General features: G+C 61.3%; 26 protein-coding genes. 12 read left to right on the top strand and 14 right to left on the bottom strand.

The genetic code is table 11. The features are described 5' to 3' along the window. Nucleotides 1-61: 61 nt before the first annotated feature. Genes E5K00_RS12620 through E5K00_RS12605 form a run of 4 tightly spaced genes read left to right on the top strand, consistent with a single transcriptional unit; the run spans nucleotide 62 to nucleotide 1,915 of the window. Nucleotides 62-628, top strand: a complete 567-nt coding sequence (locus tag E5K00_RS12620) for a hypothetical protein (RefSeq protein ID WP_135463571.1) — start codon at nucleotides 62-64, stop codon at nucleotides 626-628. A gap of 41 nt (nucleotides 629-669) precedes the next feature. Next, nucleotides 670-1,002 (top strand): hypothetical protein, encoded by a 333-nt coding sequence (locus tag E5K00_RS12615; RefSeq protein WP_135463570.1) that lies wholly within the window; start codon nucleotides 670-672, stop codon nucleotides 1,000-1,002. A gap of 30 nt (nucleotides 1,003-1,032) precedes the next feature. Beyond that, on the top strand, nucleotides 1,033-1,626 hold the full coding sequence (locus E5K00_RS12610; protein WP_135463569.1) for a hypothetical protein: 594 nt from the start codon (nucleotides 1,033-1,035) through the stop codon (nucleotides 1,624-1,626). Next, nucleotides 1,610-1,915 (top strand): winged helix-turn-helix domain-containing protein, encoded by a 306-nt coding sequence (locus tag E5K00_RS12605; RefSeq protein WP_245328271.1) that lies wholly within the window; start codon nucleotides 1,610-1,612, stop codon nucleotides 1,913-1,915. The genes E5K00_RS12610 and E5K00_RS12605 overlap by 17 nt, the downstream gene beginning before the upstream one ends. Nucleotides 1,916-1,995: 80 nt before the next feature. On the opposite strand, the gene E5K00_RS12600 is transcribed toward E5K00_RS12605, so the two are convergent. The 4 genes from E5K00_RS12600 to E5K00_RS12585 form a co-directional block, all read right to left on the bottom strand. Beyond that, nucleotides 1,996-2,604 (bottom strand): superoxide dismutase, encoded by a 609-nt coding sequence (locus E5K00_RS12600; protein WP_135463568.1) that lies wholly within the window; start codon nucleotides 2,602-2,604, stop codon nucleotides 1,996-1,998. A 109-nt stretch (nucleotides 2,605-2,713) separates the two neighbouring features. Beyond that, on the bottom strand, nucleotides 2,714-3,163 hold the full coding sequence (locus tag E5K00_RS12595; protein ID WP_262710083.1) for a nucleoside deaminase: 450 nt from the start codon (nucleotides 3,161-3,163) through the stop codon (nucleotides 2,714-2,716). 269 nt (nucleotides 3,164-3,432) lie between these two features. Next, nucleotides 3,433-3,999, bottom strand: a complete 567-nt coding sequence (locus E5K00_RS12590; RefSeq protein ID WP_135463567.1) for a hypothetical protein — start codon at nucleotides 3,997-3,999, stop codon at nucleotides 3,433-3,435. A gap of 128 nt (nucleotides 4,000-4,127) precedes the next feature. Next, on the bottom strand, nucleotides 4,128-4,598 hold the full coding sequence (locus E5K00_RS12585; protein ID WP_135463566.1) for a hypothetical protein: 471 nt from the start codon (nucleotides 4,596-4,598) through the stop codon (nucleotides 4,128-4,130). A 225-nt stretch (nucleotides 4,599-4,823) separates the two neighbouring features. Here E5K00_RS12585 and aspS point away from each other — a divergent pair, with 225 nt between their 5' ends. Both aspS and E5K00_RS12575 read left to right on the top strand, forming a co-directional pair. Next, nucleotides 4,824-6,587, top strand: a complete 1,764-nt coding sequence (gene aspS / locus E5K00_RS12580; RefSeq protein ID WP_135463565.1) for an aspartate--tRNA ligase — start codon at nucleotides 4,824-4,826, stop codon at nucleotides 6,585-6,587. 123 nt (nucleotides 6,588-6,710) lie between these two features. After that, nucleotides 6,711-7,295 carry a transposase gene (locus E5K00_RS12575; RefSeq protein ID WP_135463564.1) on the top strand — a complete coding sequence of 195 codons (585 nt, stop codon included), beginning with the start codon at nucleotides 6,711-6,713 and terminating at the stop codon, nucleotides 7,293-7,295. Between the two features lie 63 nt (nucleotides 7,296-7,358). On the opposite strand, the gene E5K00_RS12570 is transcribed toward E5K00_RS12575, so the two are convergent. Next, nucleotides 7,359-8,393, bottom strand: coding sequence for a phytanoyl-CoA dioxygenase family protein (locus E5K00_RS12570; protein ID WP_135463563.1), 1,035 nt, complete (start codon nucleotides 8,391-8,393; stop codon nucleotides 7,359-7,361). A 223-nt stretch (nucleotides 8,394-8,616) separates the two neighbouring features. Here E5K00_RS12570 and E5K00_RS12565 point away from each other — a divergent pair, with 223 nt between their 5' ends. The 4 genes from E5K00_RS12565 to E5K00_RS12550 all read left to right on the top strand — a co-directional run bounded on the left by E5K00_RS12565 (nucleotide 8,617) and on the right by E5K00_RS12550 (nucleotide 15,294). Continuing rightward, nucleotides 8,617-11,655: a sensor histidine kinase gene (locus tag E5K00_RS12565; RefSeq protein ID WP_167856854.1), complete on the top strand. Its 3,039-nt coding sequence runs from the start codon at nucleotides 8,617-8,619 to the stop codon at nucleotides 11,653-11,655. A gap of 122 nt (nucleotides 11,656-11,777) precedes the next feature. Continuing rightward, complete coding sequence (locus E5K00_RS12560) at nucleotides 11,778-12,431, top strand: response regulator (protein WP_135463561.1); 654 nt, start codon at nucleotides 11,778-11,780, stop codon at nucleotides 12,429-12,431. 421 nt (nucleotides 12,432-12,852) lie between these two features. Beyond that, nucleotides 12,853-13,665, top strand: a complete 813-nt coding sequence (locus E5K00_RS12555; RefSeq protein ID WP_135463560.1) for a 3'-5' exonuclease family protein — start codon at nucleotides 12,853-12,855, stop codon at nucleotides 13,663-13,665. A 273-nt stretch (nucleotides 13,666-13,938) separates the two neighbouring features. After that, nucleotides 13,939-15,294, top strand: coding sequence for an OmpA family protein (locus E5K00_RS12550; RefSeq protein ID WP_135463559.1), 1,356 nt, complete (start codon nucleotides 13,939-13,941; stop codon nucleotides 15,292-15,294). A 90-nt stretch (nucleotides 15,295-15,384) separates the two neighbouring features. On the opposite strand, the gene E5K00_RS12545 is transcribed toward E5K00_RS12550, so the two are convergent. From E5K00_RS12545 to nuoK, 4 genes are all read right to left on the bottom strand, one after another. Further along, nucleotides 15,385-16,779 (bottom strand): NADH-quinone oxidoreductase subunit N, encoded by a 1,395-nt coding sequence (locus E5K00_RS12545; protein ID WP_135463558.1) that lies wholly within the window; start codon nucleotides 16,777-16,779, stop codon nucleotides 15,385-15,387. 17 nt (nucleotides 16,780-16,796) lie between these two features. Next, entirely contained in the window at nucleotides 16,797-18,278 is a 1,482-nt protein-coding gene (locus E5K00_RS12540) for a complex I subunit 4 family protein (RefSeq protein ID WP_135463557.1), read from the bottom strand. A gap of 62 nt (nucleotides 18,279-18,340) precedes the next feature. Then, on the bottom strand, nucleotides 18,341-20,281 hold the full coding sequence (gene nuoL / locus E5K00_RS12535) for an NADH-quinone oxidoreductase subunit L (protein WP_135463556.1): 1,941 nt from the start codon (nucleotides 20,279-20,281) through the stop codon (nucleotides 18,341-18,343). A gap of 115 nt (nucleotides 20,282-20,396) precedes the next feature. Beyond that, nucleotides 20,397-20,729: an NADH-quinone oxidoreductase subunit NuoK gene (gene nuoK, locus E5K00_RS12530; RefSeq protein ID WP_100339108.1), complete on the bottom strand. Its 333-nt coding sequence runs from the start codon at nucleotides 20,727-20,729 to the stop codon at nucleotides 20,397-20,399. Nucleotides 20,730-21,124: 395 nt separating this feature from the next. On the opposite strand from nuoK, the gene E5K00_RS12525 reads away from it, so the two are divergent. Next, entirely contained in the window at nucleotides 21,125-21,688 is a 564-nt protein-coding gene (locus E5K00_RS12525; protein WP_135463555.1) for an RNA polymerase sigma factor, read from the top strand. 130 nt (nucleotides 21,689-21,818) lie between these two features. After that, nucleotides 21,819-22,208, top strand: a complete 390-nt coding sequence (locus tag E5K00_RS12520) for a hypothetical protein (RefSeq protein WP_210114300.1) — start codon at nucleotides 21,819-21,821, stop codon at nucleotides 22,206-22,208. A 41-nt stretch (nucleotides 22,209-22,249) separates the two neighbouring features. Here the strand turns inward: E5K00_RS12520 and E5K00_RS12515 are convergent, their stop codons facing one another. From E5K00_RS12515 to E5K00_RS12495, 5 genes are all read right to left on the bottom strand, one after another. Then, complete coding sequence (locus tag E5K00_RS12515; protein WP_135463554.1) at nucleotides 22,250-22,804, bottom strand: suppressor of fused domain protein; 555 nt, start codon at nucleotides 22,802-22,804, stop codon at nucleotides 22,250-22,252. A gap of 98 nt (nucleotides 22,805-22,902) precedes the next feature. Beyond that, a complete protein-coding gene (locus E5K00_RS12510) occupies nucleotides 22,903-23,421 on the bottom strand; it encodes an NADH-quinone oxidoreductase subunit J family protein (RefSeq protein WP_135463553.1) in 519 nt (172 codons plus the stop codon). Nucleotides 23,422-23,607: 186 nt separating this feature from the next. After that, nucleotides 23,608-24,189: a NuoI/complex I 23 kDa subunit family protein gene (locus E5K00_RS12505; protein ID WP_135463552.1), complete on the bottom strand. Its 582-nt coding sequence runs from the start codon at nucleotides 24,187-24,189 to the stop codon at nucleotides 23,608-23,610. Nucleotides 24,190-24,197: 8 nt separating this feature from the next. Further along, nucleotides 24,198-25,280 carry an NADH-quinone oxidoreductase subunit NuoH gene (gene nuoH / locus E5K00_RS12500; protein ID WP_135463551.1) on the bottom strand — a complete coding sequence of 361 codons (1,083 nt, stop codon included), beginning with the start codon at nucleotides 25,278-25,280 and terminating at the stop codon, nucleotides 24,198-24,200. 104 nt (nucleotides 25,281-25,384) lie between these two features. After that, the gene (locus E5K00_RS12495; protein ID WP_135463550.1) at nucleotides 25,385-26,392 is read right to left on the bottom strand and encodes a 2Fe-2S iron-sulfur cluster-binding protein; all 1,008 of its coding nucleotides are present in this window, start codon (nucleotides 26,390-26,392) and stop codon (nucleotides 25,385-25,387) included. Nucleotides 26,393-26,444: the final 52 nt, after the last annotated feature.

Raw genomic sequence — 26,444 nt, 5'->3', positions numbered from 1 at the left:
GTAAACTAGTTTATGTTTGCATCGTTCAAACACTCATCCACAACCCCAAAACCTTACTGCCATGTCAACCGCCCATGCTTCCGCCGCCGCCCAACTCTCTTCCGCTGCTCAGCCCCTGGCTGCCACCCCGCAGGAACTAACCACCAATGCCGCCGACTACTTGCTGTGGGGTACGGCCGTGGGCGGGGCGGCTCTGGTGCAGGCCGTAGTTCCCACGCTGCATGGTCTGCCGTTTTCGGTGGCCATAGCCGGCGCGGGCCTCACGGCTTTTGGCTTCCATTTCTACCGGGGCTGGAGCCAGTCGGTGCGCTCGGGGCAGGGCGAGGCCGTGCGGTTGCTGCGGTTGGCTACGTGGGTGGTGCTGGCCGTGCTGCCGGCCTTGGTGCCGCAGCTGGGCTGGGCCACGGTGCTGCCGCTGATGCTGTTTGCCCTGGGTACCCGCACGTTTGTAGCCGGCGGCATCCTGCAGCTGCGCACCCTGATTTTCGGGGGCGCGGCCGCCTGGGTCGGCGGGGCGCTGGCCCTGCGCTTTCAGGCCCCGGCCGACCAGATGATTCTGCTGCTGGCCAGCGTGGCGGCGGCTTTGCTGGTACCCGGGGCCGTGCTGCGGGCAGCGGCCCGCCGCTAAGCCTTGCTCCGGCCTTACCTCCCTGCTATTACCTTGCTGCCATGCTACCCGTTGCTTCTGCTGCCGAGTTGCCCCGCCCCATTCGTGCGGCCCGCCGCCTTTCTCTCGCCATCGGGCTAGCGGGGGCAGTGCTGGGCCTGCTGGGACTCCTGCTGCCGGTGCCCCTGCCCGTGCTGGCCCTCGGAGTGGCGGGGGGGCTGAGTCTGCCGTTGGCGCTGGGCTGGCTGCTCGAGGGAAAGCGGCAACCCCAACCGCCGGCTGGGCCCGAGTTGCGGCCGGCCGGCCCGAGCCGGCCCTGCGTGTCCGCACCCTGTCAACCCCAGGAAATTCGCTGTAACCCGTTTTTCGAGCTGCTCTCCCCATCTTCCCTGTAATATTACGTTCGCCTTTCTCGCCCAACTTTTATGGAACCCACTGACAAACCGCTGACCGGTCCGGAAAGCCTGCACCTGATTCACGAGATGATTCAGGCGGCCAAGCAGGACCTGAGCGACAATTCGTTTGACCTGCTGCTCTGGGGCTGGCTGGTGCTGGGAGCGGCCCTGGCCCACTACGGCCTGTTGCAGGCTGGCTACGGCAAGCCCTGGCTGGCCTGGCCCATCCTGATGGGCCTGGGCTCGGTCGTGGCCTTCGTGCATGGGGTGCGCCGGAAGCGTCGCGAGCGGGTGCGCACGGCCCAGGGCGACTTTATGGTGTACTTGTGGTCGGGCTTCGGGGTGCTGATGCTGATGCTGGTTGGGGTGGGTATCGTGTCGGGCTGGAAAATCGCCTACCCGCTTATCATTGGCCTCTACGGTCTCAGCACGTTTGCCACGGGCGGCGCCCTGCGGTTCCGGCCCCTGGTATACGGCGGCGCCGCCTGCTGGCTGCTGGCGGCCGTAGCCTTTCGGGTCGGGTTCGATACGCAGTTGCTGCTGATTGCGGCGGCCGTACTGGTGGCGTATGTAGTACCTGGGCACCTGCTCAAAAATCAGCACCGCCGTGGCCGCGCCGTTTGAGGAACTCGACCCGCTGCTGCACTCCCAGCTGCGGCTGGCGGTCATGTCGCTCTTGCTGAGCGTGCGCGAGGCCGAGTTTACGTTTCTGAAGGAAAAAACCGGGGCCACGGCCGGCAACCTGAGCGTGCAGATCGGCAAGCTGAAAGAGGCCGGCTACCTGACCATGACCAAGGAGTTCAGCGGCAGCTACCCGCTCACCCGCTGCGCCATTACGCCCCAGGGCGTGGCCGCCTTCGAAGCCTACGTGCAGGCCCTGCAACGCTACCTCAAGCCCCCGGATTCGGCGTGAAAACCTTTTGGCAATAACACAGAAAAAGCCCGCCCCAGGATCTGGAGCGGGCTTTTTGCTGGTTCGCAGACTAGCTACACCTAGCCAGCTTCGCTGAAACGACGGTTTACCTCGTCCCAGTTGATGGCGTTGTAGAAGGCCGCAATGTAGTCGGGGCGGCGGTTCTGGTACTTGAGGTAGTAGGCGTGCTCCCACACGTCGAGGCCCAGCACCGGGGTGCCTTTGCAGCCGGTGTCGGGCATCAGCGGGTTGTCCTGGTTGGGCGTCGAGCAGATCTGCACCGAGCCGTCGGCCTGCTTGCACAGCCACGCCCAGCCCGAGCCGAAGCGCGTGGTAGCGGCCTTGGTGAATTCTTCCTTGAACTTCTCGTACGAGCTGAAAGCCTTAGTAATGGCTTCGCCGACGGCACCGGTGGGCTCACCGCCGCCGTTCGGGCCCAGAATGGTCCAGAACAGGGAGTGGTTCCAGTGGCCGCCGCCGTTGTTGCGCACGGCCGCCGGGGCCGAGGCGATGTTGTGCATCAGCTCTTCCAGCGTCTTGCCTTCCATATCGGTGCCGGCAATGGCGTTGTTGAGGTTGGTAACGTAGGCCTGATGGTGCTTGCCGTGGTGAATCTCCATCGTTTGCGCGTCGATATAGGGCTCTAGCGCGTCGTAGGCGTAGGGAAGCTGGGGCAGTTCGAAAGCCATAAAAGTAGGGTGTAAGGAGGGTGAATGAATGGTGGAAGAGGCCAGGTAATAACTCCGATAAGGCAGATATGGTTATACCCGCCCCGCACCGGTGGCGGCCAAAAGTAGATTATTTACGGCGTTGCGCGAAAAACTCCCGCATCAGCTCCGCGGCTTCGTCGCCCAGGATGCCTGCCACCAACTCGGTGCGGGGGTGCAAAAGGTTGCCGTGCCGCCGGAAGCCGCGTTTCTCCTCGGGCGCGCCGTACACCACGCGCTTCACCTGGGCCCAGAACGAGGCCCCGGCGCACATCACGCAGGGCTCCACCGTGACGTAGAGCGTGCAGTCGGCCAGGTACTTGTTGCCCACGTAGTTGGCCGCCGCCGTGAGGGCCAGCATTTCGGCGTGGGCTGTCACGTCGCGCAGCTTCTCGGTCTGGTTGTAGGCCCGGGCAATGATCTGCTTGTCCATCACGACCACCGCCCCAATCGGAATTTCCTCCTCCTGCAGGGCGTAGCGCGCCTGCTTCAGCGCCTCCCGCATGTACTGCTCGTCGGAATACAGGGTTAATGTGCTCAAGTGCTAAGGCGGTTAAATGTGCTGATGAGGAATGTGGGCCGAAGGTGGAAAATGTGCCTGAATGTGTCATTGGGAGGCGTAGTCGAAGCCATCCGTCCGCCGTGAAGGTAGTCACGGTCTTTTACCAGAAAGCCCTTTCCCGTAGCTAACGGAAAAGGGCTTTTCAGTTTAGAATGCTCCGCGCAGAGGACGGATGGCTTCGCTCTGCTCGCCATGACAGAACAACTCATTTCTCACATTAGCACCTGAGCACATTAACCATTAGCACATTACTTTATCGTAATCGTCTGCATCAGGGCCTGGGCGGTGGGGCGCCACTGGGGCTGCTCCTCGGCGGGGCAGTTGAAGGTGAAAACCAGCAGCTGGTCGCCCTGAATGGCGTATTGCACGAACTGGTAGCGCCGAATGGGGGAGAGGTTGCTGCCGCGCTTGTTGTCGGCCACCGACGAGACGAACTCCAGGGCAATAAAGTCGCGCTTGTTGATGGTGCGGATGTCTTCGCTCAGAAACTCGACTTTCGAGTACATATTCTGAATGCTGGACTTGTAGATCTTCAGCAGCAGGCCGTAGTCCCGGTCGGTGAAAGTAGTGGGCTTCTGGGCCACGCTCAGGTCGACGCGGCCGCTGGGGTTGGTGAACACGGCCAGGGGCTTGCGCGGAGCCGGGTACTTGGCCGCAATGCCGTCGTCGGGCAGGGCCGAGAAGCCTTGCGGCACCCCGATGGTAATGTTTTTGCCGACCGTGGTTTTGGTTAGCTTGGGGCCGGCAAACGCGGTCAGCAGCACCAGCGCCAGCAGCAGGGACGCGAGGCGCCCGGAAAAGGGGAAAGTTTTCATAAGTCAGCAGCAAGGTAGCCGGGGAATGGGAAATGCGCGCCGCGCCCGCCCGTTCCGGCCCGCGGCAAAAGTAAAACGCCCCCGGAACCAGAACGATTCCGGAGGCGAAGAATGCCGGTCAGGGAAGTCTACCGACGCTTCTTGGTCGATACCGGGGCCGAAGGATACTTGATGCGCACCTTCTTCCAGTACACGTAGTTGCCGGTTTTGGCTTCGACCAGGTAAGTGCCGGCCGGGATGCGGCCCAGATCTACGGGGGCGCCGGTGTTGTTGGTGGGGTCCAGCTCGGTCGAATAAATCGGCTTGTTCTTGTAGTCGGTCATCACCAGCGTGCCGGGCTTGGTAAACTGCTGGGTGAAGCTGAGCATGATGGTTTGCCCGCCCGAGGCCGGGAATACGTCGATGCCCGACAGGGTTTCTACCCGCTTGATGGGGCCGTTCAGGGTTACGGGCTCGGCGTCGGTTTCCGTTTTGGTTTTAACTGAAGCGCCGGTTTCTGATTTCGACTTGGTTTTAATCTTGGTCGGCGACGACGTCTGGGCCTGGGCGGTAGATAAGGCCAGCAGGGCGGCAGCGGCGAAGAGAACGGTACGTTTCATAGAGAGAAGGAGGGAAGAAAGCAGTGTCGGGAAGGCGCATTGCAGATTCCGGGCCAAAATTGCGGCCCCGGGCCGGGCGGCCCTTGCAGCTGCGAAGGTAGCAAAGCTGCGGGTTGCCGGCCGGCCGCAGCCGACAGATTAGATTTCGGAATGTGGCGCACGCGGCCATGAATCCTATCTTTGCGCCGAGCGGCCCGCTTCTTTCATTTAGAATACCCTTCGACTATGCTCCGTACGCACACTTGCGGCGAACTTCGCCCCGACCATATTGGCCAAACCGTAACCCTGACCGGCTGGGTGCAGCGCACCCGCGACAAAGGCGGCATCCTCTGGATTGACCTGCGCGACCGGTACGGCCTCACGCAGCTGGCCCTGGAAGAAGGCGTGGAAACCGAGGAAGTGCGCGCCCAGGCCCGGGAGCTGGGCCGCGAGTTTGTGCTCAGCGTGACGGGCAAAGTGGCCGAGCGCCACTCCAAAAACGACAAGATGCCCACCGGCGGCATCGAAATCCGGGTCGAAAAACTGGAAGTGCTCAACGCGGCCAAGCTGCCGCCCTTCCTGATTGAGGACGAAACCGACGGCGGCGACGACCTGCGGATGAAGTACCGCTACCTCGACCTGCGCCGCAACCCGGTGCGCCGCAACCTCGAATTGCGCCACCGCGTGGCCCAGGCCACCCGCCGCTTCCTCGACGGCCAGCAGTTTATCGAAGTGGAAACCCCGGTGCTGATCAAGAGCACGCCCGAAGGCGCCCGCGACTTCGTGGTGCCCTCGCGCATGAACCCCGGCGAGTTTTACGCCCTGCCCCAGTCGCCCCAGACGTTTAAGCAGCTCCTGATGGTGTCGGGCTTCGACCGGTACTTCCAGATCGTGAAGTGCTTCCGCGACGAAGACCTGCGCGCCGACCGCCAGCCGGAGTTCACCCAGATCGACTGCGAAATGTCGTTCGTGACCCAGGAAGACATCCTGAACACGTTCGAAAAGCTGGTGCAGTACCTGTTTAAGGAAGTGAAAGGCCTGGAAATCGGGGAGCTGCCCCGCATGACCTACGCCGACGCCATGCGCTACTATGGCAACGACAAGCCCGACACCCGCTTCGAAATGAAGTTCGTGGAGCTCAACGACGTGGTCAAAGGCCAGGGCTTCCCCGTGTTCGACGCGGCCGGTTTGGTGGTCGGCATCAACGCCCATAACTCGGCCATGTACACCCGCAAGCAGCTCGACGAGCTGACCGAGTTTGTGAAGCGGCCCCAGGTGGGCGCCACCGGCCTGGTGTACGCCCGCGTGGAAGCCGACGGCAGCGTGAAGTCGTCAGTCGACAAGTTCTACGCCCAGGACGAGCTGCAGAAGTGGAAAGCGGCTTTCAATGCCCAGCCCGGCGACCTGCTGCTGATTTTGGCCGGGGAGCCGAACAAAACCCGCAAGGCCCTGAGCGAGCTGCGCCTGGAAATGGGCCAGCGCATGGGTCTGCGCGACAAAGACACCTTCTCGCCCCTGTGGGTCGTGGATTTTCCGCTGCTGGAGTACATCGAGGAGGAAGGCCGCTACTTCGCCATGCACCACCCCTTCACTTCGCCCAAGCCCGAAGACGTGGCCCTGCTCGACTCGCCCGACACCATCGGCGAGGTGCGGGCCAATGCCTACGATATGGTGATTAACGGCGTGGAAGTGGGCGGCGGCTCCATCCGCATCCACGACCGGGCCGTGCAGGCGCGCATGTTCAGCCTGCTCGGCTTCTCGGACGAAGAGGCCAAGGCCCAGTTCGGCTTCCTGCTCGACGCCTTCGAGTACGGCGCCCCGCCCCACGGCGGCATTGCCTTCGGCTTCGACCGGCTCTGCAGCCTCTTCGGCGGCGCCGACTCCATCCGGGACTTCATTGCCTTCCCCAAAAACAACTCCGGCCGCGACGTGATGATTGACTCGCCTTCGCCCATTTCCGGCGCGCAGCTCAAGGAGCTGAGCATTGCTACGGCGGTGGAGAAGAAGTAGAGGTAGGAGCATTGTAACGCGAAGTTCCACTTCGCGAGGCGTTGAACGATGGTCGTGCGAACGGCGCGGACGCCTCGCGAAGTGGAACTTCGCGTTACAAGCAATGCTGCGTTATATTGAATCATGAATCCTCATGATTATCGTCGCAATCTGCCGCACCTGTTGCCGCCAGGCGAAACGGTCTTTGTTACGTTTCGGCTGGCTGATTCCTTGCCGGATGGTGTTCTGGAACAGCTACGCGAAGAATACCAGCACCAAGAGCCAAACGAAGAAGCCTCTTACGTGCGACAAAAGCGGTATTTCGGTAAGTTCGATGCCTTACTTGATCATACTGCCAGTGGTCCAATGTGGCTGCGGGAAGCCGCTATTGGCCAGCTAGTTGCTAAGGCGCTGCACTTCTTCAACGGTCGGGCTTACTCACTTATTTGCTATTGCGTCATGCCCAACCATGTACATCTGGTAGCGACAATAGCAGAGGCTGGAGTGCCTATGCTGCGGGCTTTACAGTCTATAAAAGCTTACACGGCCCGGAGAGCTAATAAACACCTGAATCGGACGGGGCAGTTTTGGCATCGGGAGAGCTACGACCATGTTGTGCGCAATGTCCCAGAAATGCAACATATCATTGTCTACACGCTGGAAAACCCGGTGCGCGCTGGCCTGACGGATGCCTGGCAGCAATGGCCTTATTCGTATTGGATAGGATAAGTTCAGTAGTTTTCCACATACAGTACAGAAGTGGCCCCTGATTCCTCAGGGGCCGCTTCTGGTTTACACCCACGCCATATTCTCCCGAAACTCCACCGGGTACATGTTCAAATACTGCACGATGCGCGGATACGTGCCGCGGTTGGGGCTGCTGCCGTGGGGCAGCAAGTGGTGCCAGATGACGAAGTCGCCGGCCTGGGCGGCAATGGGCACGGCCTGCGCGTCGAGGTTCACGCGGCGCGGGTCGGTGCCGGCGGGCAGCTCGGCCAGCCAGCTTTCCAGCGTACGGTGAAAGCCGGGCACGCAGCAGAATGCCCCTTGCTCGGCGGGCGTGTCGCAGAGGTAGAGCAGGCCCTGGGTGCCAAAGTGGAAAGGCTGCTGCAAACTCACGTCCCAGTGCAGGCGCGGGCCCTGAAACGGAAACCCCGGCGTTTCGGGCGGATTGAAGCTGGTCCGGTCGGTGGTGGTCCACAAATCCGGCGTTTGCCAGAGCTGGGCAAAGGCTTTCTGAATCCGCAGCACCCGCCGGTTGGCCGCCAGCGTCGGGTGGTGGTAGAAATCCATCATAATGCCCTTGCCGATGGGCAGGGTATACCAGGAAGCCGGGTTGTCGGGCTGCATGCCCAGGGCTCCCCACACGGCCTGCTCGGTGGCCATGGCCTGCGCCCGGGGAATGGCCCCGCGCACGACGACGTAGCCGTGCTGCTGCCAGAAGCGCAGGTCCTCCGCGCTCAGCACGTCGGGGTAAGCTTCGATTTCGCGCAGGTGGGCCCGCAAGGCCGGGCCGTAGGGCTGGCCGGAGAAGATGCTGTTGAGCCGCTCGACCTGCTGGGGGGCAAGCTGGCCGTAATTTTTGGCCATCACCCATTGCTCAAACTCGTCGAAGGTCGGGGCGGTGCCGTGCAGGTACTGGATGGTTTCTTCCAGCGGCAGGCCCAGCCCGTTGAGCAGCAGGTTGTCGTAGCGCCAGTCCTGCTCGGTCAGGGCCACCGGCTGGCCCCGCCGCTTGGCCTGGGTTAGCGCCCAGAAGCGCTTTAAGTGCTGGACGTTCAGCTGCCCGGTTTCGGCGGAGCTGGGGTGGGGTAGCAGTTCAGACATATCCTGAGGATAGATGATAAGCTGCCTTGCGGCGGCGGCAAAACAGGCCGGCCAAGTTACCGAAACCCCGGAATTGAAACCGGCATTCTCCCCGGCCCGGCCGGGACTGGCCGGGAATTGGGCAAACGGCCGGAAATCCCTAGGTTGCAGCCCGAACTAGTCGGGCACTGGCTCGGGGATAAGCGGCTTGCGTATGACCTATTTTTATGCGGCATGGTGGCGAATGGCACTGCTCGGGGTGCTCCTCCTGGGCCTGGCGGTGGCCGCCCCCGCCCAACCGAGCCCCGCCCTGACGTTTCGCACCCTCACCGCGGCGCAGGGCCTGTCGGAAAACAGCGTGTACAGCATCGTGCAGGACCGGCAGGGCTTCCTCTGGTTTGGCACCCAGGATGGCCTGAGCCGCTACGACGGCGTCGAGTTTCGGGTGTTTCGCAACGACCCCCAGCGGGCCGGTAGCCTGAGCAGCAACTTTATCTTGTCGTTGGCCGAAGACCAGCAGGGCCGCCTGTGGGTGGGCACCGGCGGGGGCGGCCTGTGCCGCTACAACCCCGTGACCGGGCGGTTTCAGGCCTTCGAGTACGAGCAGAACGACGTGAACGGCCTGGCCGACAACTTCGTGCGGGTGGTGTTCTGCGACCCGCAGGGCCAGGTGTGGGCCGGCACCGAGGGCGGGCTGCACCGCTTCGTGCCCGCCAAAAAGCATTTTCAGCGCTTCGTGCACGCCGTGGCCACCGAGGAAAACCTGCGGCGCAATTCGGTGCGGGCCATTACCCAAACGCCCAACGGCACGCTGTGGGTGGGCACCGGGGAAGGCCGGATCAGCTTTCTGAACCGGCGCACCGGCCATCTGCAGCCCGACCCGCGCTGGGCCGCCGCCAGTGCCGTAACGTGCCTGCAGCCCGACGCCCGGGGTGGCCTCTGGATTGGTACCGAAACCGACGGGCTCTGGTATTTGCCCGCTACGGGCCCGGCCCGGGCCATCGGCCGGCGCCCCGATGGGCCGGGCGAGGCCATCCGGGCCCTGTTTCTGGACCGCCAGCACGAGTTGTGGGTGGGTACCAACAAGGGGCTGGTGCACTACCAGCCCGCCACCGACTCGTTTCGCACCTACCAGCACCAACCTAACGCCCCGCATTCCCTGCCCGACAACGTGGTGCTGTCCGTGTTTCAGGACCGCTCGGGTCTGCTCTGGACCGGTACCGAGGCCGGCATTAGCAGCTTCGAGGGCCGGCCCAGCGCCTTTGCCGCTTACCCCGAGCCCAAAGGCCCCGTGTGGGCCGTGGGCGAAGATGGCGCCGGGCGCGTGTGGGTGGGCACCGAAAGCACGGGCCTGATCTGCTACGACGCCACCACCGGCCAGCGCCGCACGTTCCGCCACGACCCCCGGGACCCCGGCAGCCTGAGCGAGGATTTTATCCGGGCCGTGTGCATCGACACGCGCGGCCGGCTCTGGGTCGGCACCCAGAGCCAGGGGCTCGACTGCCTGGAGCCCGGCGCCACCCGCTTCGTGCACTACCGCCACGACCCGGCCGTGCCGGGCAGCCTGAGCGAGGACTTCGTGCGCACCGTGTACCAGGACCCCAAGGGCCGGCTCTGGGTGGGCACCGAAGGCGGCCTGAACCGGTACAATCCCGCTACCAACGACTTCACGGCCTTCCGCCACGACCCCCAGGACCCGCACAGCCTGAGCAATAACTTCGTGCGGGTAGTGCACCAGGACCGCACCGGCCTGGTGTGGGTAGGCACCGGCGGGGGCGGCCTGTGCCGCTACAACCCCGTTACCCGGCAGTTCGTGGCCTTTCGCGCCGACGACCACAACCCGCGCAGCCTGAGCAGCAACTTCGTGCGCTCCATCTTGGAAGATCATACCGGCCGCCTGTGGGTGGGCACGGAAGGGGGCGGCCTGTGCCGCGTCGACGATGCGGCGCGCGGGTGGTTTACTACCTTCCGGGAGCCCCAGGGCCTGCCCAACGACGTGGTGTACGGCATTCTGGAAGATGCGGCCCGCAACCTCTGGCTCTCGACCAACAAGGGCCTGGCCCGCTTTACGCCGACCAACAGCCAGTTCTACACCTTCGACACCCGCGACGGGCTGCCGTTCGACGAGTTCAACGCCGGCGGTTACTACCGGGGGCGGGGCGGGCGGCTCTACTTCGGGGGCGTGCAGGGCCTGGTGAGCTTCGTGCCCGCCGCCGTGCGCACCAACGCGGTGCCCCCGCCGGTGGTCCTGACCGGGTTCCGCAAGTTCAACCAGCCCGTCGAGCTGGACACCAGCATCACCGTGCGCCGCCGCATCGAGCTGGCCCCGAGCGACTATTTCTTCTCCTTGGAGTTTGCCGCCCTCAACTTCCGCTTGCCCGAGAAGAACCGCTACGCCTACATGCTCGAAAACTTCGACCCCGACTGGGTGCAGGCCGGCACCAAGCGCGAAGCTACCTACACCAACCTCGACCCGGGCACCTACACCTTCCGGGTGCGGGCCACCAACAACGACGGTATCTGGAACCCGACCGGTACGGCCCTGACCATCGTGGTAAAGCCCCACTGGTACAGCACCTGGTGGTTTCGGGTGCTGATTAGCTGGGTGCTGTTTGGCCTCTTGTTTCTGGCCTACCGCCTGCGGGTGCGCCAGCTGCTGGCCCTCGAGCGGGTGCGCCACAACATTGCCCGCGACCTGCACGACGACATGGGCTCCACGCTCAGCAGCATTTCCATCCTGAGCCAGATTGCCCGCACCCACCAGCACAACCAGCGCACCGAGCAGGCCACCGCCCTGCTCGACCAGATCGGGGACAGCTCCCGCCGCATGCTCGACGCCATGGACGACATCGTCTGGACCATCAACCCAGCCCACGACTCGATGGAAGACGTGGTGGCCCGCATGCGCAGCTTCGCCTCCGACGTGCTCGAAGCCCGCGGCATTGATTTCACGTTCCGCGTCGACCAGTCGGTAGCGGGCCTGCGCCTGAACATGCGGGCCCGCCGCGAGTTTTTCCTGCTCTTCAAGGAAGCCGTAAACAACCTGGCCAAGTACGCGCAGTGCCAGCAGGCCGCTATTGCCCTGGTCTACGAGCACCACCGGCTGGTGCTGACCGTGGAAGACGACGGCATCGGGTTCGACCCCGCCGCCCCGGCCCAGGGCGGCGGCAATGGCCTGACCAACATGCGCAGCCGGGCCGCGGCCATGAAGGGCGTGCTGGAAATCCGGACGGCCCCGGGCAAGGGCACGGTGCTGCGCCTGAACGTGCCGCTAAGGTCCTGAGGCAGAAGCAGGCGCCGGCCGCTACCGATGCGTTCAAAACCCGGCTCACATTATCATGTAGGCGCTACTGTGGTGGTGGGCGCCGTATCTTCACGGTCGCAAAACACACCTAGTACTACGCCATGGAAACTCCCACCCGCGTTCTGATTTACGAAGACAACTCTGACCTGCGGGCCAGCCTGAGCCAGCTGCTCGCCGGCTCCCAGGGCCTGGAGCTGGTGGGGGCGCTGGGCAACTGCACCCAAGCCACGGCCGACGTGGCCCGGCTCACGCCCGACGTGATTCTGATGGACATCGACATGCCCGGCATCAACGGCATCGAGGGCCTGAAGCGCATCAAGAAAGCCGCGCCCCAGGTCAACGTGGTGATGCTCACCGTATTCGAGGATAACGACCGGGTGTTTGAGGCCATCTGCGCCGGCGCCGACGGCTACCTGCTCAAGAAAACGCCCCCCGTGAAGCTGCTCGACGCCATCGGGGAGGTGCGGCTGGGCGGGGCCCCGATGACGCCCGCCATTGCCCGGCAGGTGCTGCGCCTGTTTCCGCGCTCCAAGCCGCCGGTGGCCCCGGCCGAGGAGTCGCCGGCCAACCTCAGCGCCCGCGAGCAGGAAATTCTGGGCTTGCTGGTGGAAGGCTACAGCTACAAGATGATAGCCGCCGACCGCGGCATCAGCATCGACACGGTGCGCTCCCACATCAAGAAAATCTACGAAAAGCTCCACGTGCGCTCCATGACCGAGGCCGTCTCGAAAGCCCTGCGCCAGGGCCTGACCTGAGCTGCCCGGCCCCGGCTCACATATTCATGTGATTGACTCGGGCGCCGGAAAACCGCATCTTCAACCCGACCAATGACCCCGACAAATCTGCTGCGGCGGAAGGCAAGCGGGGCCACTGGATAGGGTGCCTAAACTGTCGGTTGCCATGCCTAAACCACGTCGCCAAGTGCTGATTGTTCTGCTGGGTCTCTGGCTTACGGGCCGTCCGGCGCTGGCCTGAGGCCAGCTGGTGGCGCTTCCTCCGCGCGCTCCTACCCCCGACATCCGCCGCCCGAGTTCCGGTTCACACACCGCCGGAACCCGGGCGGCGTAGCGTTGGCCCGGAGCCAGACCGCCGTTTTTCTGCTAATTCTGACGATAAGCGGCGTGTGGATGCATTCGAAAGGTCTATCTTCGGTTTGGATTCCTTTCGTTATTGCTTATGAATGCTTTGCGCCACGTCGATTTAACCCGCGTTTTTATCGTTGATATTGAAACCGTGCCCGGTCAGAAATGTCACGCCGACTTAGAGCCCGAACACCAGGCGCTGTGGGACAAATTCTGCCTTAAACGCCACCACAAAGAGGTAGCCGAAGGCCATACTACCGACACGCTGTTCGCCAATGCGGGCCTGTACGCGGAGTTTGGCAAGATTGTCTGCATCTCCGTCGGCTACTTTCGGATGCTGCCCGATGAAACCCTGGAGTTTCGGGTGAAGTCGTTTGCCGATGACGACGAGTGCGCAGTGCTGCGGGGCTTCGCCAACCTGTTGGGCGAGCGTGCCCCGTATGGGTCGAAGCTGCCGGGCTCGACCACGCAAAAGGATAAGGGCTACTTCCTCTGCGCCCATAATGGCCGCGAGTTTGACTACGCGTATTTGGGCCGGCGGATGATTATCTGCGGTATTCCGCTGCCGCCCATGCTCAACATCGCCACCTATAAGCCCTGGGATTTGCCCCACCTGCTGGACACGATGGATATGTGGAAGTTTGGTGACAACAAGGGTTTCATTTCATTGGCTCTGCTGGCGGGCTTATTCGGCATTCCTTCCCCCAAAAATGATATTGATGGCTCGCACGTAGGCGACGTGTACTGGCAGGATCAGGACTTGGGCCGCATTGTTACCTATTGCCAGAAAGACGTGGAAACGACGGCCCGCGTGCTGCTGCATTTCTATGGGCAAAAGGATTTGTGGCCCCTGGTTCAGGTAACGCACACACCTTGGTCTGGTGCGACTGTTATGCGGCCTGTTTAGGTTGCCTGCGGCCGGCATGGCTGCCCGATTGTTTTGGTGAGGGAAGCGCTAATAATGGGGCGAGCTTTATCGTGAAGCGCGTATAAAATTCTGGTTCAGCTCTGCGCAAAAGTCAGCGTCGTTTCTCTTCGGAAATGACGCTGACTTTTGCGTGTATGCTGTTTAACGCGAGTAATGGGTTGTCTGGCAGAGCATTACGATGGAACCGTGTCTGGTAGTATTTAAATAAAAATTAGTACTATTAACTATCGTACACGTCAAACCTCTACAGTGATGCAACAGAACCTACTGGAAGAAGTCGAAACGTACTTTACGGGCAATACCGTAAGCCAGACCAGCGTAGTGGTAGGCGAGAGTGAGGAGGGGGTTCGGAAGGCTTTAGGCAAAATTACCCCGCTTGTTCTCAGTAGTTTCATCGGTCGCGCCGAGCGGCCGGGTGGTCCGGAAACCCTCTGGACCCTGACCCACGAAGCCGCCGAATCGGGCGTGCTGCCCAACCTGCTCACGGCCGACACCCTGCAGCGCCGCTCCGACCTGATGCGCGCCTTGCTGGGCGAGGCCTACGGGGCCACCGTAGCCCGCATCAGCAACGCCACGGCCGTTAAGCCATCTTCGGTAGAAACCCTGCTGGCCATCGTGGCCCAGGCCGTGCTGCACCGGCTGGCCAGCTACGCCGCCCTGCACGACTTAGACCCGGACGGGCTGTTCAATTTCCTGAAAAGTCAGCGTGCTCAGGTGCTGGAAGCCATGATGCCGGGCAGCAGCGCCGCATCGTTGCTGACCGAGCCGGCAGTGCCCGTTGGCGCGCCGGTGCCGGCACTGGCTTCTGCCGAACCCGCCGCCCCGGGCCCCGGCGCCTGGGCCGCCGTGGGCGGCGGGCACACCTACAGCGCCCCCGTAGCGGCTGCCCCCGCACCGGAGCCCATTGTCACGAGTACCGGCACCAGCCGTTGGCCCTGGGTGCTGGCGCTGGTCGTACTGGGGGCGCTGGCCGAGTACTTCTTCATGCGGGGCCAGTTTCAGACCAAGACCAATGAAACGGCGGACAGTACCCGGGCTCTGGCTGCTCCCTCGACCAATAACCTACCCGAAGCAGACGCCTCGGAAAACGGGGCGGGCCATTACGACGCGGCCCTGGATACCTACATCTACGACCCCGGCCGCGCCATCACGCTGACGATGCTGGACGGCAGCACCCAAACGGTCGGGGTGAACTCCACCGAAAACCGGCTCTATACTTTCCTGGCCGACCCGGCCCTGCAGGTAGACCCAGTGAACCGGACGAAAGGCTGGATCAACTTCGACCGGGTGTATTTCGACACCAAAAAAGCCACGCTGACCGATGAGTCGAAGCAGCAGCTGCGCAACGTGGCCAGCATCCTGAAAAGCTTCCCGCTGGCCCACGTCAAGATCGGGGGCTACACCGACACGACCGGCAACTGGATGGCCAACCTCAAACTCAGTGAGGAGCGCGCCAACGCGGCCATGTCGGAACTGGTGGGAATGGGCATTGCCGTGAGTCGGCTGGAGGCCAAGGGCTACGGCGGCAAGCACGGCATTGCCAACAACGACACGCCCGTGGGCCGCGCCCTGAACCGGCGCATCAGTATCCGGGTGACGAAAAAGTAACGGCTCGGCCGGCATACCAACAAAAAAGAGCGGCTCCGTCGGGGCCGCTCTTTTTCCTTATCTGTACCGGGTCCGTAAAGGCCGGGCTGCCTAGAATACTTCGCTGAGCAGACCGGGCAGCACGCCCAGCACTACCGTAATCAACGCCAGCAGCACCAGCACGGCCGATTGGAAACCACCCACTACGATGGGCTCGGCGGTTTCATCGTCGGCGGGCTGCATGTACATGGCAATGATGGGACGCAAGTAGTAGTAAATGCTCACCATCGACATTACCACGGCAAACACCACCAGCCAGATGTAGCCCCGGTCGATGGCCGCGCCGAAGGTGAAGAACTTTCCGAAGAAGCCGCCGGTGAGCGGAATACCCGCCAACGACAGCATGGCCACGGTCATCACGAAGGCCAGCAGCGGGTTAGTTTTGGCCAGGCCGTTGAAGCTGGCGTAGTCTTCGCGCTGCCGCTGATCCGACACCAGCTTGAGCACGGCAAAGGCTGCTACCGTGGCAATGGAGTAAGCCAGGGAATAGAAGAAAATAGCGTTGGCCGAAAGCTTGCCGTTCACGGCCACCAGGCCGATAAACAGGTAGCCCGCGTGCGAAATGCTGGAGTAGGCCAGCATCCGCTTGATGCTGGACTGCGCCACGGCGCCGACGTTGCCGATGAGCAGCGTCAGGACGGTGATGGCCATGATGGTGGGCACCCAGAAGCCCTGGGCGGCGAAGAAGGCCGCCAGCAGCAGCTTGAAGAAGGCGGCAAAACCGGCCGTTTTCACCACGGTGCTCATAAAGGCTGTGAAGAACGTGGGCGTGCCTTCGTACACGTCGGGCGTCCAGTAGTGGAAGGGCGCGGCCGATACTTTGAAGCTGATACCGATAAACATCAGCAGCATGCCGATGTAGAGCATGGGCTGCAGCGAGGCATTGGCCGGATTCACGATGCCGGCGTTGATCTGGGCCAGCTCGAACGTGCCGGTGGCGCCGTACACCAGGGCAATGCCGAAGAGCAGGATGCCGGTGGCAAACGAGCCCATCAGGAAGTACTTCAGGGCCGCCTCGTTGGAGCGCACGTTGCGCTTGTCGGAACCGGCTACCACGTACATGGCCACGCTCAGGATTTCAATGCCCACGAACAGCATCAGCAGGTTGTTGTAGCTCACCATCATGATGGCGCCAACCAAGGCAAAGAGCAGCAGCGAGTAGTATTCGGCCAGGTTTTCCTGCCCGTCGCGCACGTATTTCTCCGAGAAGGGAATCAGTAGCAGCGTCGTCAGGACCACGATGCCGGTGAAGGCCACCGAGTACCGGTCGATGGTCAGCATGTTGTTGAAGTACGACTCGGAAGCCGCGTTCCAATCGAGCAGGTTGGCGCCGAACACCAGGGCCAGGATGACCATGGCCGCCGGCAGCAGGATTTTGTTGGACTTCAGGAACCCGAAGAACAGGTTAACGATGCCGAGAACGGAGAGCAGAATGATGGAGGTCATGTCGTCGGAATCAGGGCTTAGCGGTTAACCAGCGTAAGAATCTGCAGTACGGCAGGCTCCGAGATGCGCAGGAAGGTATTGGGGAACAGGCCAATCCAGAACACGAGCACAATCAGGGGCACCAGCACGGCCAATTCGCTGCCGGTCAGGTCCTGAATGGTGGAGGTAAAGGACGTTTCGGGGCCCAGCATCACGCGCTGGAACATGCGCAGCAAATACACGGCGGCCAGGATGATGGTCACGCCGGCCACGGCGCCCAGCCACATGTTGTACTGGTACACGCCGGCCAGCAGCAGGAACTCGCCCACGAAACCGTTGGTGAGCGGCAGGGCCACCGTGCCCAGCAGTAGCACCAGGAAGCAGACCGACAAAAGCGGCGTGTGCTTGGTCAGGCCGCCCAGCTCCGAAATCTGGCGGGTACCGGTGCGGCGCTGGATAACGTCGCCGATAAAGAACATGCCGACGACGTTTACGCCGTGGGCCAGCATCTGAATCACGGCGCCTTGCAGGCCCATGAAGGTGAGGGAGAACACGCCGGCGGCCATCAGCCCCACGTGCGACAACGACGAATAGGCAATGAGCCGCTTCATGTCGCGCTGGCGGATGGCGATGATAGCGCCATAAATGATACCGATAACGGCCAGAATCATCACCAGCTTACCCCACTGGCTGGTGCCCAGCGGCACCACCGGCAGCAGCCAGCGCAGCGTGCCGTAGATGCCCATCTTCAGCATGATGCCCGAGAGCAGCATGGTGGCGGGCACGGGGCTTTCGGTGTAGGTGTCGGGCTGCCAGGTGTGGAAGGGGAAAATCGGCATCTTCACGGCGAAGGCAATGAAGATCAGCCAGAACACCCAGGCCTGCTGCGAAGCCGTAAGGCTCAGGCTGTAGAAAGCGGCAATGTCGGACGACCGAACCGCGCCGTTGGCGCCGGTCTGGAAGTAGAGGTACACGAAGGCGGCCAACATGAAGAGCGAGCCAATGATGGTGTACAGGAAAAACTTGAAGGTGACGGCAATGCGGCGCTCCGAGCCCCAGACGCCGGCCAGGAAGTAAATCGGAATCAGGGCCACTTCCCAGAAGAAGTAGAATAGGAAGGCATCCAGGGACACGAACACCCCGATCAGGCCGGTCTGCATGAACAGAATCAGGGCGTAGAAGGCCGAGGCGTTGGGGTAGTCGTGGCGGAAGGAAGCCAGGATGATGAGCGGCACCAAAAAGGTGGTCAGCAGCACCAGCAGCAGGCTCAGCCCATCCATGCCGATGTGGAAGTTGATGCCGGCCGAGGCTATCCAGGGCAGATTGATGGAAAACGTGGAATAGGCGGCCTCGCTGTTGCCGGGCGCCATGTTCAGCGTGGCCGACACGGCGGCAAACACCGCCACGGCAAATTCCAGAAGGGCGGCCCCCAGGGCCAGCACCCGCGCCGCATTGCCCTTGGCAAAGTGCAGCAGAAGCGCCGCCGCTACGGGGAAGAAAAGTAAAAAGGCAGTCAGCATACTTTATTCAGATGCAGATGAAGCCGGGGAAATCTTCCACGCCGGCCGTCCAGAGGAAAGCGTTAGAATTGGAAGACGTTCAAAGCCAGAATTAGCACGATGCCCACCACCATCAGAATCAGGTAGAGGCCCACGTAGCCGGTTTGCACGTGGCGCAGGAGCTGCCCGCCGCCGAGCGTAACCCGGCCGAAGCCGTTCACGATGGGGTCGATAATGCCTTGCTCCACGAAGCGGTACAGGCCTTTTGAGAGGCCCATCACCGGCTTCACGAAGATGGTGTCATACAGCTCGTCGATGTAATATTTGTGGTACACCAGGCTTTCCGGAGCCGAGCGTTGGGCGTCGTCTTCGGCCGGGCGCACCCGGCGGCTCACGTACTGCACGTAGGCCAGCAGGATGCCCAGCACGCCGGCCGCTACCGACAGGCCGATGAGCATCAGCTCGGTGCCGTGGTCCAGCTCGCCGGCAAAGGCTTCGGGGTTGAGGCGCTGCGAGTAGGTGAACAGCGGGGCCAGATACTCGGCCAGGTAGTGCTTGCCCACGAACATCGGGGCGCCCATGAAACCTCCTACGGCGGCCAGAATGGCCAGCACAACGAGCGGCAGCGTCATCGAAGCCGGCGACTCGTGCAGGTGGTGCTTCTGCTCCTCAGTGCCGCGGAACTCGCCGAAGAAGGTCAGGAACAGCAGGCGGAACATGTAGAAGGCCGTCAGGAAGGCCGTGACCATGCCGATGCCCCAGAGAATCTTGTTGTGCTGGTAGACGTGCTCCAGGATTTCGTCTTTGGAGAAGAAGCCCGAGAACGGCGGAATGCCCGAAATGGCCAGGCAGCCGATGAGGAAGGTGATAAACGTAATCGGCAGGGCCTTGCGCAGGCCGCCCATGCGGCGAATGTCCTGCTCGTTGCTCATGGCGTGAATCACGGAGCCCGCACCCAGGAACATCAGGGCCTTGAAGAAAGCGTGGGTCAGGACGTGAAACAGCGAGGTGCTGTAGCCCATAACGCCCAGGGCCAGAAACATGTAGCCCAGCTGGGACACCGTGGAGTAAGCCAGTACTTTCTTGATGTCGTTCTGGGCCAGACCGATGGTAGCGGCAAACAGCGCCGTGAGGCCGCCAATCCAGGCTACCACGTGGAGCGTGTCGGGGGCCAGGGTGAAGAGCACGTTCGAGCGCAGCACCATGTAGATACCGGCCGTAACCATGGTCGCGGCGTGAATCAGGGCCGAAACCGGGGTGGGGCCGGCCATGGCGTCGGGTAGCCAGGTGTAGAGCGGCAGCTGGGCCGACTTACCCATCGCCCCCACGAAGAGCAGCAGCGTAATGGCCGTCACCACGCCCGTGCCGATTTGCAGGGTCGAGGCTTTCTGGAACACCTCGGCGTACTGCACCGAGTCGAAGGTGAGGTAAATCAGGAAGATGCCGAGCAGGAAGCCCAGGTCACCGACGCGGTTGATGATGAAGGCCTTCTTGGCAGCGTTGTTGTTGGGCGTTTCCTTGTTCCAGAAGCCGATGAGCAGGTAGGAGCAGAGGCCTACGCCTTCCCAGCCGATGAACAGAATCACGAAGTTGGCCCCCAGCACCAGCACCAGCATGCTGAACACGAACAGGTTCAGGAAGGCGAAAAACTTGCCCACGTTCTCGTCGTGGTGCATGTAGCCGATGCTGTAAACGTGAATCAGGAAGCCCACGCCCGTCACGAGCAGCAGCATGATCAGGCTGAGCTGGTCGATCTGGTAGGTGAAGGGAATCTGCATCGAGCCGACCGAAATCCAGTCGAAGAGCGTCACCGTGTACTGGTACTGAAAGTTCAGGAACAGCGTCACCGAAATCAGGAACGAGCCCAGCACCATGAGGCTGCCGATGGCGCCGGCCACCGTGCCCGAAAGCTTCTTGTTCAGCAGCCCGTTAATGAGAAAACCCAGAAATGGCAGCAGCGGAATCAGGACGTACAGCAGCGTGGGGTAAGGGGCGCTGGCCGCGGGTAGAACAGTTTCTTGCATAGGAGTATGCAGAAACCCCTCCCCAACCCCTCCCCCCTGGGAGAGGGGCTTTAGCAACTAGCTTCTATACTAGAACTAAAGCCCCTCTCCCGGAGGGGAGGGGTTGGGGGAGGGGTCACCACTTAAGACGGTTAAGCAGATTGACGTCGGTATTCTGGAAGTTGCGGTATATCATCACGATAATGCCCAGGCCCACCGACACTTCGGCGGCGGCCACGGCCATGATGAAGAACACGAAGATTTGCCCGTTGGGGTCGGAGCGGTAGGCCGAGAAGGCCGTCAGCAGCACGTTTACGGCGTTGAGCATCAGCTCCACGCACATAAAGATGATAATGGCATTGCGCCGGGTTAGCACGCCCGTTACGCCGATGGCAAATAGCGCCGTGGCGAAGTATATATAATACTCAAGCGGGACGGTGCGAATGACTTCCGGGATGGTCTGTTCCATGCAGTGGGGTCAGCGGACAAGGCAAAGAGGCCCAACCAGGGGCTGGTTGGGGTGAAATAGCAGGCAAAGGTAGCCGCTAAATCGGGAAATACACAGGGAAAAGTACAGTTGCGGCCGTTGCGGCAAGCCGGCAAGGGCTACCAGGCAGGAATTAGAAACATTTAATTCGCCGGTCATGTCGAGCAAGGCGAGACATCTCGCGTGCTGATGTTGGATTAGTAGTCTAACATCAGCACGCGAGATTCCTCGGCAAGCTCGGAATGACATTCTTGTTATTCCTCGCCCCGCTATATATTCCGCAAAATATTCTCGGCCCGATAAAGTATTTTTCTGCCCTCCGCGTCTGCTTGTTCAGAATGGACGCACTTGCACTAAACGCCTTACCCGCAGGCACGATGAGAGGACAGGACCGGCAGATTCAGGAGGCCGTGCAGGAACAGCGCGGCCGGCTGCTGGCTTTCATCCGCCGCCGCGTGCCCGATCCGGCCGACGCCGAAGATATCCTGCAGGATGTCTTCGGGGAGCTGGTCGAAAGCTACCGGATGCTCAAACCCGTGGAAAAAGTGGCCTCCTGGCTGTTCCGCGTGGCCCGCAACCGCATCACCGACCTCTACCGCAAAAAGAAAACCGCGTCGCTGGAAGAGGAAATGCTCCGCTACGCCGACGACAACGAGGAAGGCTCCCTGCTGCTAGCCGACGTGCTGCCCGCCGACGACGATGCCCCCGAAAACCGCCTGCTCCGCGAAACCCTGATGGAAGCCCTGGCCGAAGCCCTGGACGAATTGCCCAAAAACCAGCGCGACGTCTTCGTGTGGCACGAGCTGGAGGGCAAGAGCTTCAAGGAGCTGGCCGAGGAAACCGGCGTGCCGCTCAAAACCCTGATTTCGCGCAAGCACTACGCCGTGCAGCACCTGCGCCAGCGCCTGCAAGTGCTCTACACCAACTTGTTCACCGATTAAAAACCAATGTGCTAATGATTAATGTGCTCATGTGCTAGTTGCAGGCGGCCCGCGCAGGGCAGCATATTGCGAAGCACAACTCCGACCACCTTAGCACCTTAGCACCTTCCCACATTAGCACATTAAGCTCATGAATCCGAAACCCTGGCCGCTGCGCGTCCTCAAATTCATTCTCCTCGGCATCCTGTTCGTGGCCGCTATGGGCTACGCTACGATGAGCCTGTGGAACTGGCTGGTACCCGAGCTGTTCCACGGCCCCGTCATCAGCTTCTGGCAAACCCTGGGCTTGCTGCTGCTCACCCGCCTGCTCACCGGCTTTAAGGGCGGTGGCGGCCGGCCCGGTTTCAGCCGCAAGTGGCAGCAGCACAAAAACGACTGGAAGCAGAAAATGGAGTCCCGCATGGCCGGCATGACCCCGGAGGAGCAGGAGAAATTCCGCCAGAAAATGCGCGCCAGCTGCGGCCCGCCCTGGATGCGGCGCTCGGCCCCCGAAACGACTTTTAACACGCAAGCCGAGTAAAACGAGAAGCGGCTCCTGAAGAATCAGGAGCCGCTTTTTTGTCAGACTAAAGAGGTGCGGGCCGGGTTTAGGTAATCGAATTTAGCGTCCTCAAATAAGCCTTCTAATGCTTCATATCCTTTCTCGACTTTGAAGTCCCTTTCCGACTCGGTAATCGGAATAAGCCAGTAGCAATGAGTCGTTACGTCGTTGTGCTGTAACAGCTCTAGATCTTCGCTATCGAAGTAAGGTAAGGATATGAAAGCATGGTCGCACTGTGAATCGTCGAGCCATGGCTGACCGATGTTTACCGTGTGATGCAGATTCAAGGGTAGCACGTTCCTGTGGTAATAAGCACAAACCGTCATCAACTCGACCAAGGAGTCATCTTGGTGGGGAGAGTAAACAAAAAGCTCAATCAGATTATCATCTCCCCGGTCTAAGGACATTCCAACCGTGCAGTAAATCCAGAAGTCGTACACCTGTTCTGGAGGAAACTCTAGAACAAAGAAAGCCGGGTGCAGCTTCTCCCGTGGACCAGCTTCTAAGTGTCTCATGGCGCTCTTAGGTCCAAAGAAACTTTCAAAATGCTTTCGACACTTAGCAGTGTATTCCATTGTCAGGATTGAGAATCGAATAGGGATAGAGTAATCATAGAAAAGCGGCGCCTGATGCTTCAGACGCCGCTTTTGGTACTATAAGAAGCTGCCGGAACCTAGAAGTTCCGCTCTCCAACTTCGCGCTTGGCCAGCATGACCGCGCCCACCATGGCCACCAGAAACAGCACCGAGGCCAGCTCGAAGGGCAGCAGGTATTTGGTGTACAATACCATGCCCAGCTGGCTGACCATGCCAATCTGGGAGTTGAACGTGGCAGCGGTAAAGGTCGTGCCGGTTTGCACGTCGCGCAGCCCGGCCACGATTACCACCAGCAGCAGTCCGCCGGCCACCGCCGCCGCTACTTTCGACAGCGCTGATTTATGGGGTTCCGTGTCGGCGTTCAGGTTCAGGAACATCATCACGAACAGGAACAGCACCATGATGGCCCCGGCATACACGATAATGTTGACGGCGGCCAGAAACTGGGCGTTCAAAATCAGGTAGTGCCCCGAAAGCGAGAAGAACGTCAGAATCAGGAACAGCACGCTGTGCACCGGGTTTTTGGCCAGCACTACGCCCAGGGCCGCAAACAAGGCCACAAACGACAGGAAGAAAAACAGGGAAGAAGAGGCCATTGGCGGAAAGCTGAAGCTAAAAAAGCTAGGTAAGCTAGAAAACTAGTTCCCCTCCTCAGATAAGGAGGGGCTAGGGGTGGTTGAAACGGCAGAACGATGGCTGAAGCTACTGCTAGAAGTCGTTCAACGATTGACCACCCCGTCCTTCGGGCACCCCTCCTCCAAAAAAGGAGGGAAATTACCGTTCTACTGGGCCATGCGCTGGGCCAGCGCGTCGGCCTGCTCGGGCGTGAGCTGAATACCACGAATGCTACGGGCACTGGGGTCTACGGGCTCGACCAGGCGGTCTTTGCCGTAGATAAACTCGTCGCGCTCGAAGCGCGGGGGCGCCATCTTATCGGGCTGCAGGTAGACGGCCGCTTTCGGGCAGGCTTCCTCGCAAAGGCCGCAGAAGATGCAGCGCAGCATGTTCACCTCGTAGCTGACGGCGTACTTCTCCTCGCGGTAGAGGTTTTCCTCGCCTTTTTTCCGCTCGCCGGCCACCATCGTAATGGCTTCGGCGGGGCAGGCTACAGCGCAGAGGCCGCAGGCGGTGCACCGCTCCCGGCCTACTTCGTCGCGCTTGAGCACGTGCAGGCCGCGGAAGATGGGGGAGAAGGGCCGCTTTTCCTCGGGGTAACGCACCGTCACCTGCTTCTTGGTCGCGGCCCGGAAGAAGTGCCGCATCGTGATGCTCAGGCCCTGAAAGATAGCCGGCAGGTAGGCCCGCTCGGCCAGCGTCATAGGCTTGGCCTCCAGCTTTTTCGCTCTATTGCTTAAGGACTGCATAGGTTCTGTTACTTAATGATACCGCCCAGAATCAGGCCGCCGGTGAGCAGGATGTTGAAGATGGCCAGCGGAATCAGGATGGTCCAGCCCAGGCGCATCAGCTGGTCGTAGCGGAAGCGGGGCAGCGTCCAGCGCACCCACATGAAGAAGAAGATGAAGGCGAAGATTTTGCCGAACAAGCCCAGCAGGCCGAGTACGGAAATCAGGTTTTGGGCCGACATCAGCTCCCACCCCTGGCTGTTCACGAACCAGTCGCGCAGCTCGTACTGGAAGGGGAAGTTGAAGCCGCCGAAGTACAGCACGCTCATCACGGCCGAGGCCACGAAGACGTTGACGTACTCGGCAAACAGGTACAAACCCATTTTCATGGAGCTATACTCGGTGTGGTAGCCGCCCACCAGCTCGGTTTCGCACTCGGGCAAGTCGAAGGGCGTGCGGTTGGTTTCGGCAAAGGCGCAGACCAGGAAAATGATGAAGCCCAGGGGCTGCTTGACGATATTCCAGAAGTGCCACTCACCGGCCACCGATTGCTGTAGCGTGATTTCGCGCAGCGACAAAGTGCCCGAAATCATCAGCACGGCAATCAGAGCCATGCCCATCGCCAGCTCGTAGCTGATGTTCTGGGAGCCGGCGCGGATGGCGCCGAGCAGGGAAAACTTGTTGTTGGAAGCCCAGCCGCCAATCATGACGCCATACACACCCAACGACACGATGCCGAACACCCACAGCATGCCGATGTTGACTTCGATACCCTGCAGGTTGAACACGTTGTTGCCGAACTGAATCACGTTGCCGAACGGAATGACCGCCGACGACATCAGGGCCGTAATCATGGCCAGGCAGGGACCCATAATGAACAGGGCCTTGTTGGCACCGGCCGGGAAGAATTCCTCCTTGGTAAACAGCTTCACGGCATCGGCCAGCGGCTGAAGCAGACCAAACGGCCCGGCCCGGTCCGGGCCCACGCGGTCCTGTAGAAACGCGGCAATAACGCGCTCCGCGTAGGTGCAGTAGGTGGCAATGAGCAGCGAAACGCCGAACACGACGAGGATAACAATGGATTGCCAGCCGAGGGTTGGTAGTTCAATCATTTTTAGTGCTTGGTGCTTAGTTGTTGGTGCTTAGTAAGGAAGGGCTGGTGCCTGGTGCTTGATTTCGTTGAACGATCCAAGCACCAGGCACCAGGCACTAGGCACTAATTCCCCAAACGCATGGGAGGGTTCTGTTCCAGGTCGCGCATCGAGCTTTCGGGCAGGTCGGCTACCACGGAGGCGTTGAGCACGGGCAGCTCGTAGTGGTTGGCCGAAATGACCGACGACCGGTCGATGTGGGCGGGGCCTTCCAGCGTCCAGTCGGCGGTTTCCTTTTTGTCGAAGCGGCAGGTGTTGCAGATCCACTCCTTTACCTCGCCGTACTGGTCCTTGCGGGCCGTTACGCGCAGCACGTCCTTGCCCTTATACCAGAGCACCACTTTGCCGCAGCACTTGGGGTTTTCGCACTGGCGGTGGGCGTTTACCGGCTTCGTAAACCACACGCGCTGCTTGAAGCGGAAGGTTTTGTCGGTCAGCGCGCCCACCGGGCACACGTCGATGACGTTGCCGCTGAACTCGTTGTCGATGATGTTCTCAATGTAGGTGCCGATTTCGGCGGCGTCGCCGCGGCCCAGTACGCCGTGCACGCGCTTCTCGGTGAGCTGGTCGGCGGTGTACACGCAGCGGTAGCACAGGATGCAGCGCGTCATGTGCAGCTGAATCAGCGGCCCGATGTCGATTTTCTCGAAGGTGCGGCGTTCCTCCTCGTAGCGGGTGGTGCTCACGCCGTGCTCGAAGGCGAAGTTCTGCAAATCACACTCCCCGGCCTGGTCGCACACGGGGCAGTCCAGCGGGTGGTTGATGAGCAGCATCTCCACAATGCCCTTGCGTACGTTGAGCACCTGCTCGGAAGTCGTATTCTCGACCACCATGCCGTCCTGCACCGGCGTCACGCACGAAGCCACGAGCTTGGGCATGGGGCGCGGGTCTTTGGCCGAGCCGGCCGCCACGCGCACCAGGCAGGCGCGGCACTTGCCGCCCGAGCCTTTCAGCGGCGTGTAGTAGCACATGGCCGGGGGCACGATGCTGCCGCCGATGGTGCGGGCCGCATTGAGGATGGTGGTTCCGTCCGGAACTTCCACCTCGATGCCGTCGAAAGTTATTTTAGCCATTTAGGTTTTGCTCTTTAATGTCGTCTGTCATGCTGAGCGAAGCCGAAGCATC

The organism is Hymenobacter aquaticus (assembly GCF_004765605.1).
GTDB classification, from domain to species: domain Bacteria; phylum Bacteroidota; class Bacteroidia; order Cytophagales; family Hymenobacteraceae; genus Hymenobacter; species Hymenobacter aquaticus.
The sequence above is the reverse complement of the archived record's forward strand: the minus strand, read 5'-3'. Positions and strand labels throughout refer to the sequence as shown.

Bases quoted from the DNA above. Each gene is read 5' to 3' on its own strand.
- E5K00_RS12620 (WP_135463571.1), top strand. From the start codon at position 62: ATGTCAACCGCCCATGCTTCCGCCGCCGCCCAACTCTCTTCCGCTGCT.
- E5K00_RS12615 (WP_135463570.1), top strand. From the start codon at position 670: ATGCTACCCGTTGCTTCTGCTGCCGAGTTGCCCCGCCCCATTCGTGCG.
- E5K00_RS12610 (WP_135463569.1), top strand. From the start codon at position 1,033: ATGGAACCCACTGACAAACCGCTGACCGGTCCGGAAAGCCTGCACCTG.
- E5K00_RS12600 (WP_135463568.1), bottom strand. From the start codon at position 2,604: ATGGCTTTCGAACTGCCCCAGCTTCCCTACGCCTACGACGCGCTAGAG.
- E5K00_RS12590 (WP_135463567.1), bottom strand. From the start codon at position 3,999: ATGAAAACTTTCCCCTTTTCCGGGCGCCTCGCGTCCCTGCTGCTGGCG.
- E5K00_RS12585 (WP_135463566.1), bottom strand. From the start codon at position 4,598: ATGAAACGTACCGTTCTCTTCGCCGCTGCCGCCCTGCTGGCCTTATCT.
- aspS (WP_135463565.1), top strand. From the start codon at position 4,824: ATGCTCCGTACGCACACTTGCGGCGAACTTCGCCCCGACCATATTGGC.
- E5K00_RS12575 (WP_135463564.1), top strand. From the start codon at position 6,711: ATGAATCCTCATGATTATCGTCGCAATCTGCCGCACCTGTTGCCGCCA.
- E5K00_RS12570 (WP_135463563.1), bottom strand. From the start codon at position 8,393: ATGTCTGAACTGCTACCCCACCCCAGCTCCGCCGAAACCGGGCAGCTG.
- E5K00_RS12565 (WP_167856854.1), top strand. From the start codon at position 8,617: ATGGCACTGCTCGGGGTGCTCCTCCTGGGCCTGGCGGTGGCCGCCCCC.
- E5K00_RS12560 (WP_135463561.1), top strand. From the start codon at position 11,778: ATGGAAACTCCCACCCGCGTTCTGATTTACGAAGACAACTCTGACCTG.
- E5K00_RS12555 (WP_135463560.1), top strand. From the start codon at position 12,853: ATGAATGCTTTGCGCCACGTCGATTTAACCCGCGTTTTTATCGTTGAT.
- E5K00_RS12550 (WP_135463559.1), top strand. From the start codon at position 13,939: ATGCAACAGAACCTACTGGAAGAAGTCGAAACGTACTTTACGGGCAAT.
- E5K00_RS12545 (WP_135463558.1), bottom strand. From the start codon at position 16,779: ATGACCTCCATCATTCTGCTCTCCGTTCTCGGCATCGTTAACCTGTTC.
- E5K00_RS12540 (WP_135463557.1), bottom strand. From the start codon at position 18,278: ATGCTGACTGCCTTTTTACTTTTCTTCCCCGTAGCGGCGGCGCTTCTG.
- nuoL (WP_135463556.1), bottom strand. From the start codon at position 20,281: ATGCAAGAAACTGTTCTACCCGCGGCCAGCGCCCCTTACCCCACGCTG.
- nuoK (WP_100339108.1), bottom strand. From the start codon at position 20,729: ATGGAACAGACCATCCCGGAAGTCATTCGCACCGTCCCGCTTGAGTAT.
- E5K00_RS12525 (WP_135463555.1), top strand. From the start codon at position 21,125: ATGAGAGGACAGGACCGGCAGATTCAGGAGGCCGTGCAGGAACAGCGC.
- E5K00_RS12520 (WP_210114300.1), top strand. From the start codon at position 21,819: ATGAATCCGAAACCCTGGCCGCTGCGCGTCCTCAAATTCATTCTCCTC.
- E5K00_RS12515 (WP_135463554.1), bottom strand. From the start codon at position 22,804: ATGGAATACACTGCTAAGTGTCGAAAGCATTTTGAAAGTTTCTTTGGA.
- E5K00_RS12510 (WP_135463553.1), bottom strand. From the start codon at position 23,421: ATGGCCTCTTCTTCCCTGTTTTTCTTCCTGTCGTTTGTGGCCTTGTTT.
- E5K00_RS12505 (WP_135463552.1), bottom strand. From the start codon at position 24,189: ATGCAGTCCTTAAGCAATAGAGCGAAAAAGCTGGAGGCCAAGCCTATG.
- nuoH (WP_135463551.1), bottom strand. From the start codon at position 25,280: ATGATTGAACTACCAACCCTCGGCTGGCAATCCATTGTTATCCTCGTC.
- E5K00_RS12495 (WP_135463550.1), bottom strand. From the start codon at position 26,392: ATGGCTAAAATAACTTTCGACGGCATCGAGGTGGAAGTTCCGGACGGA.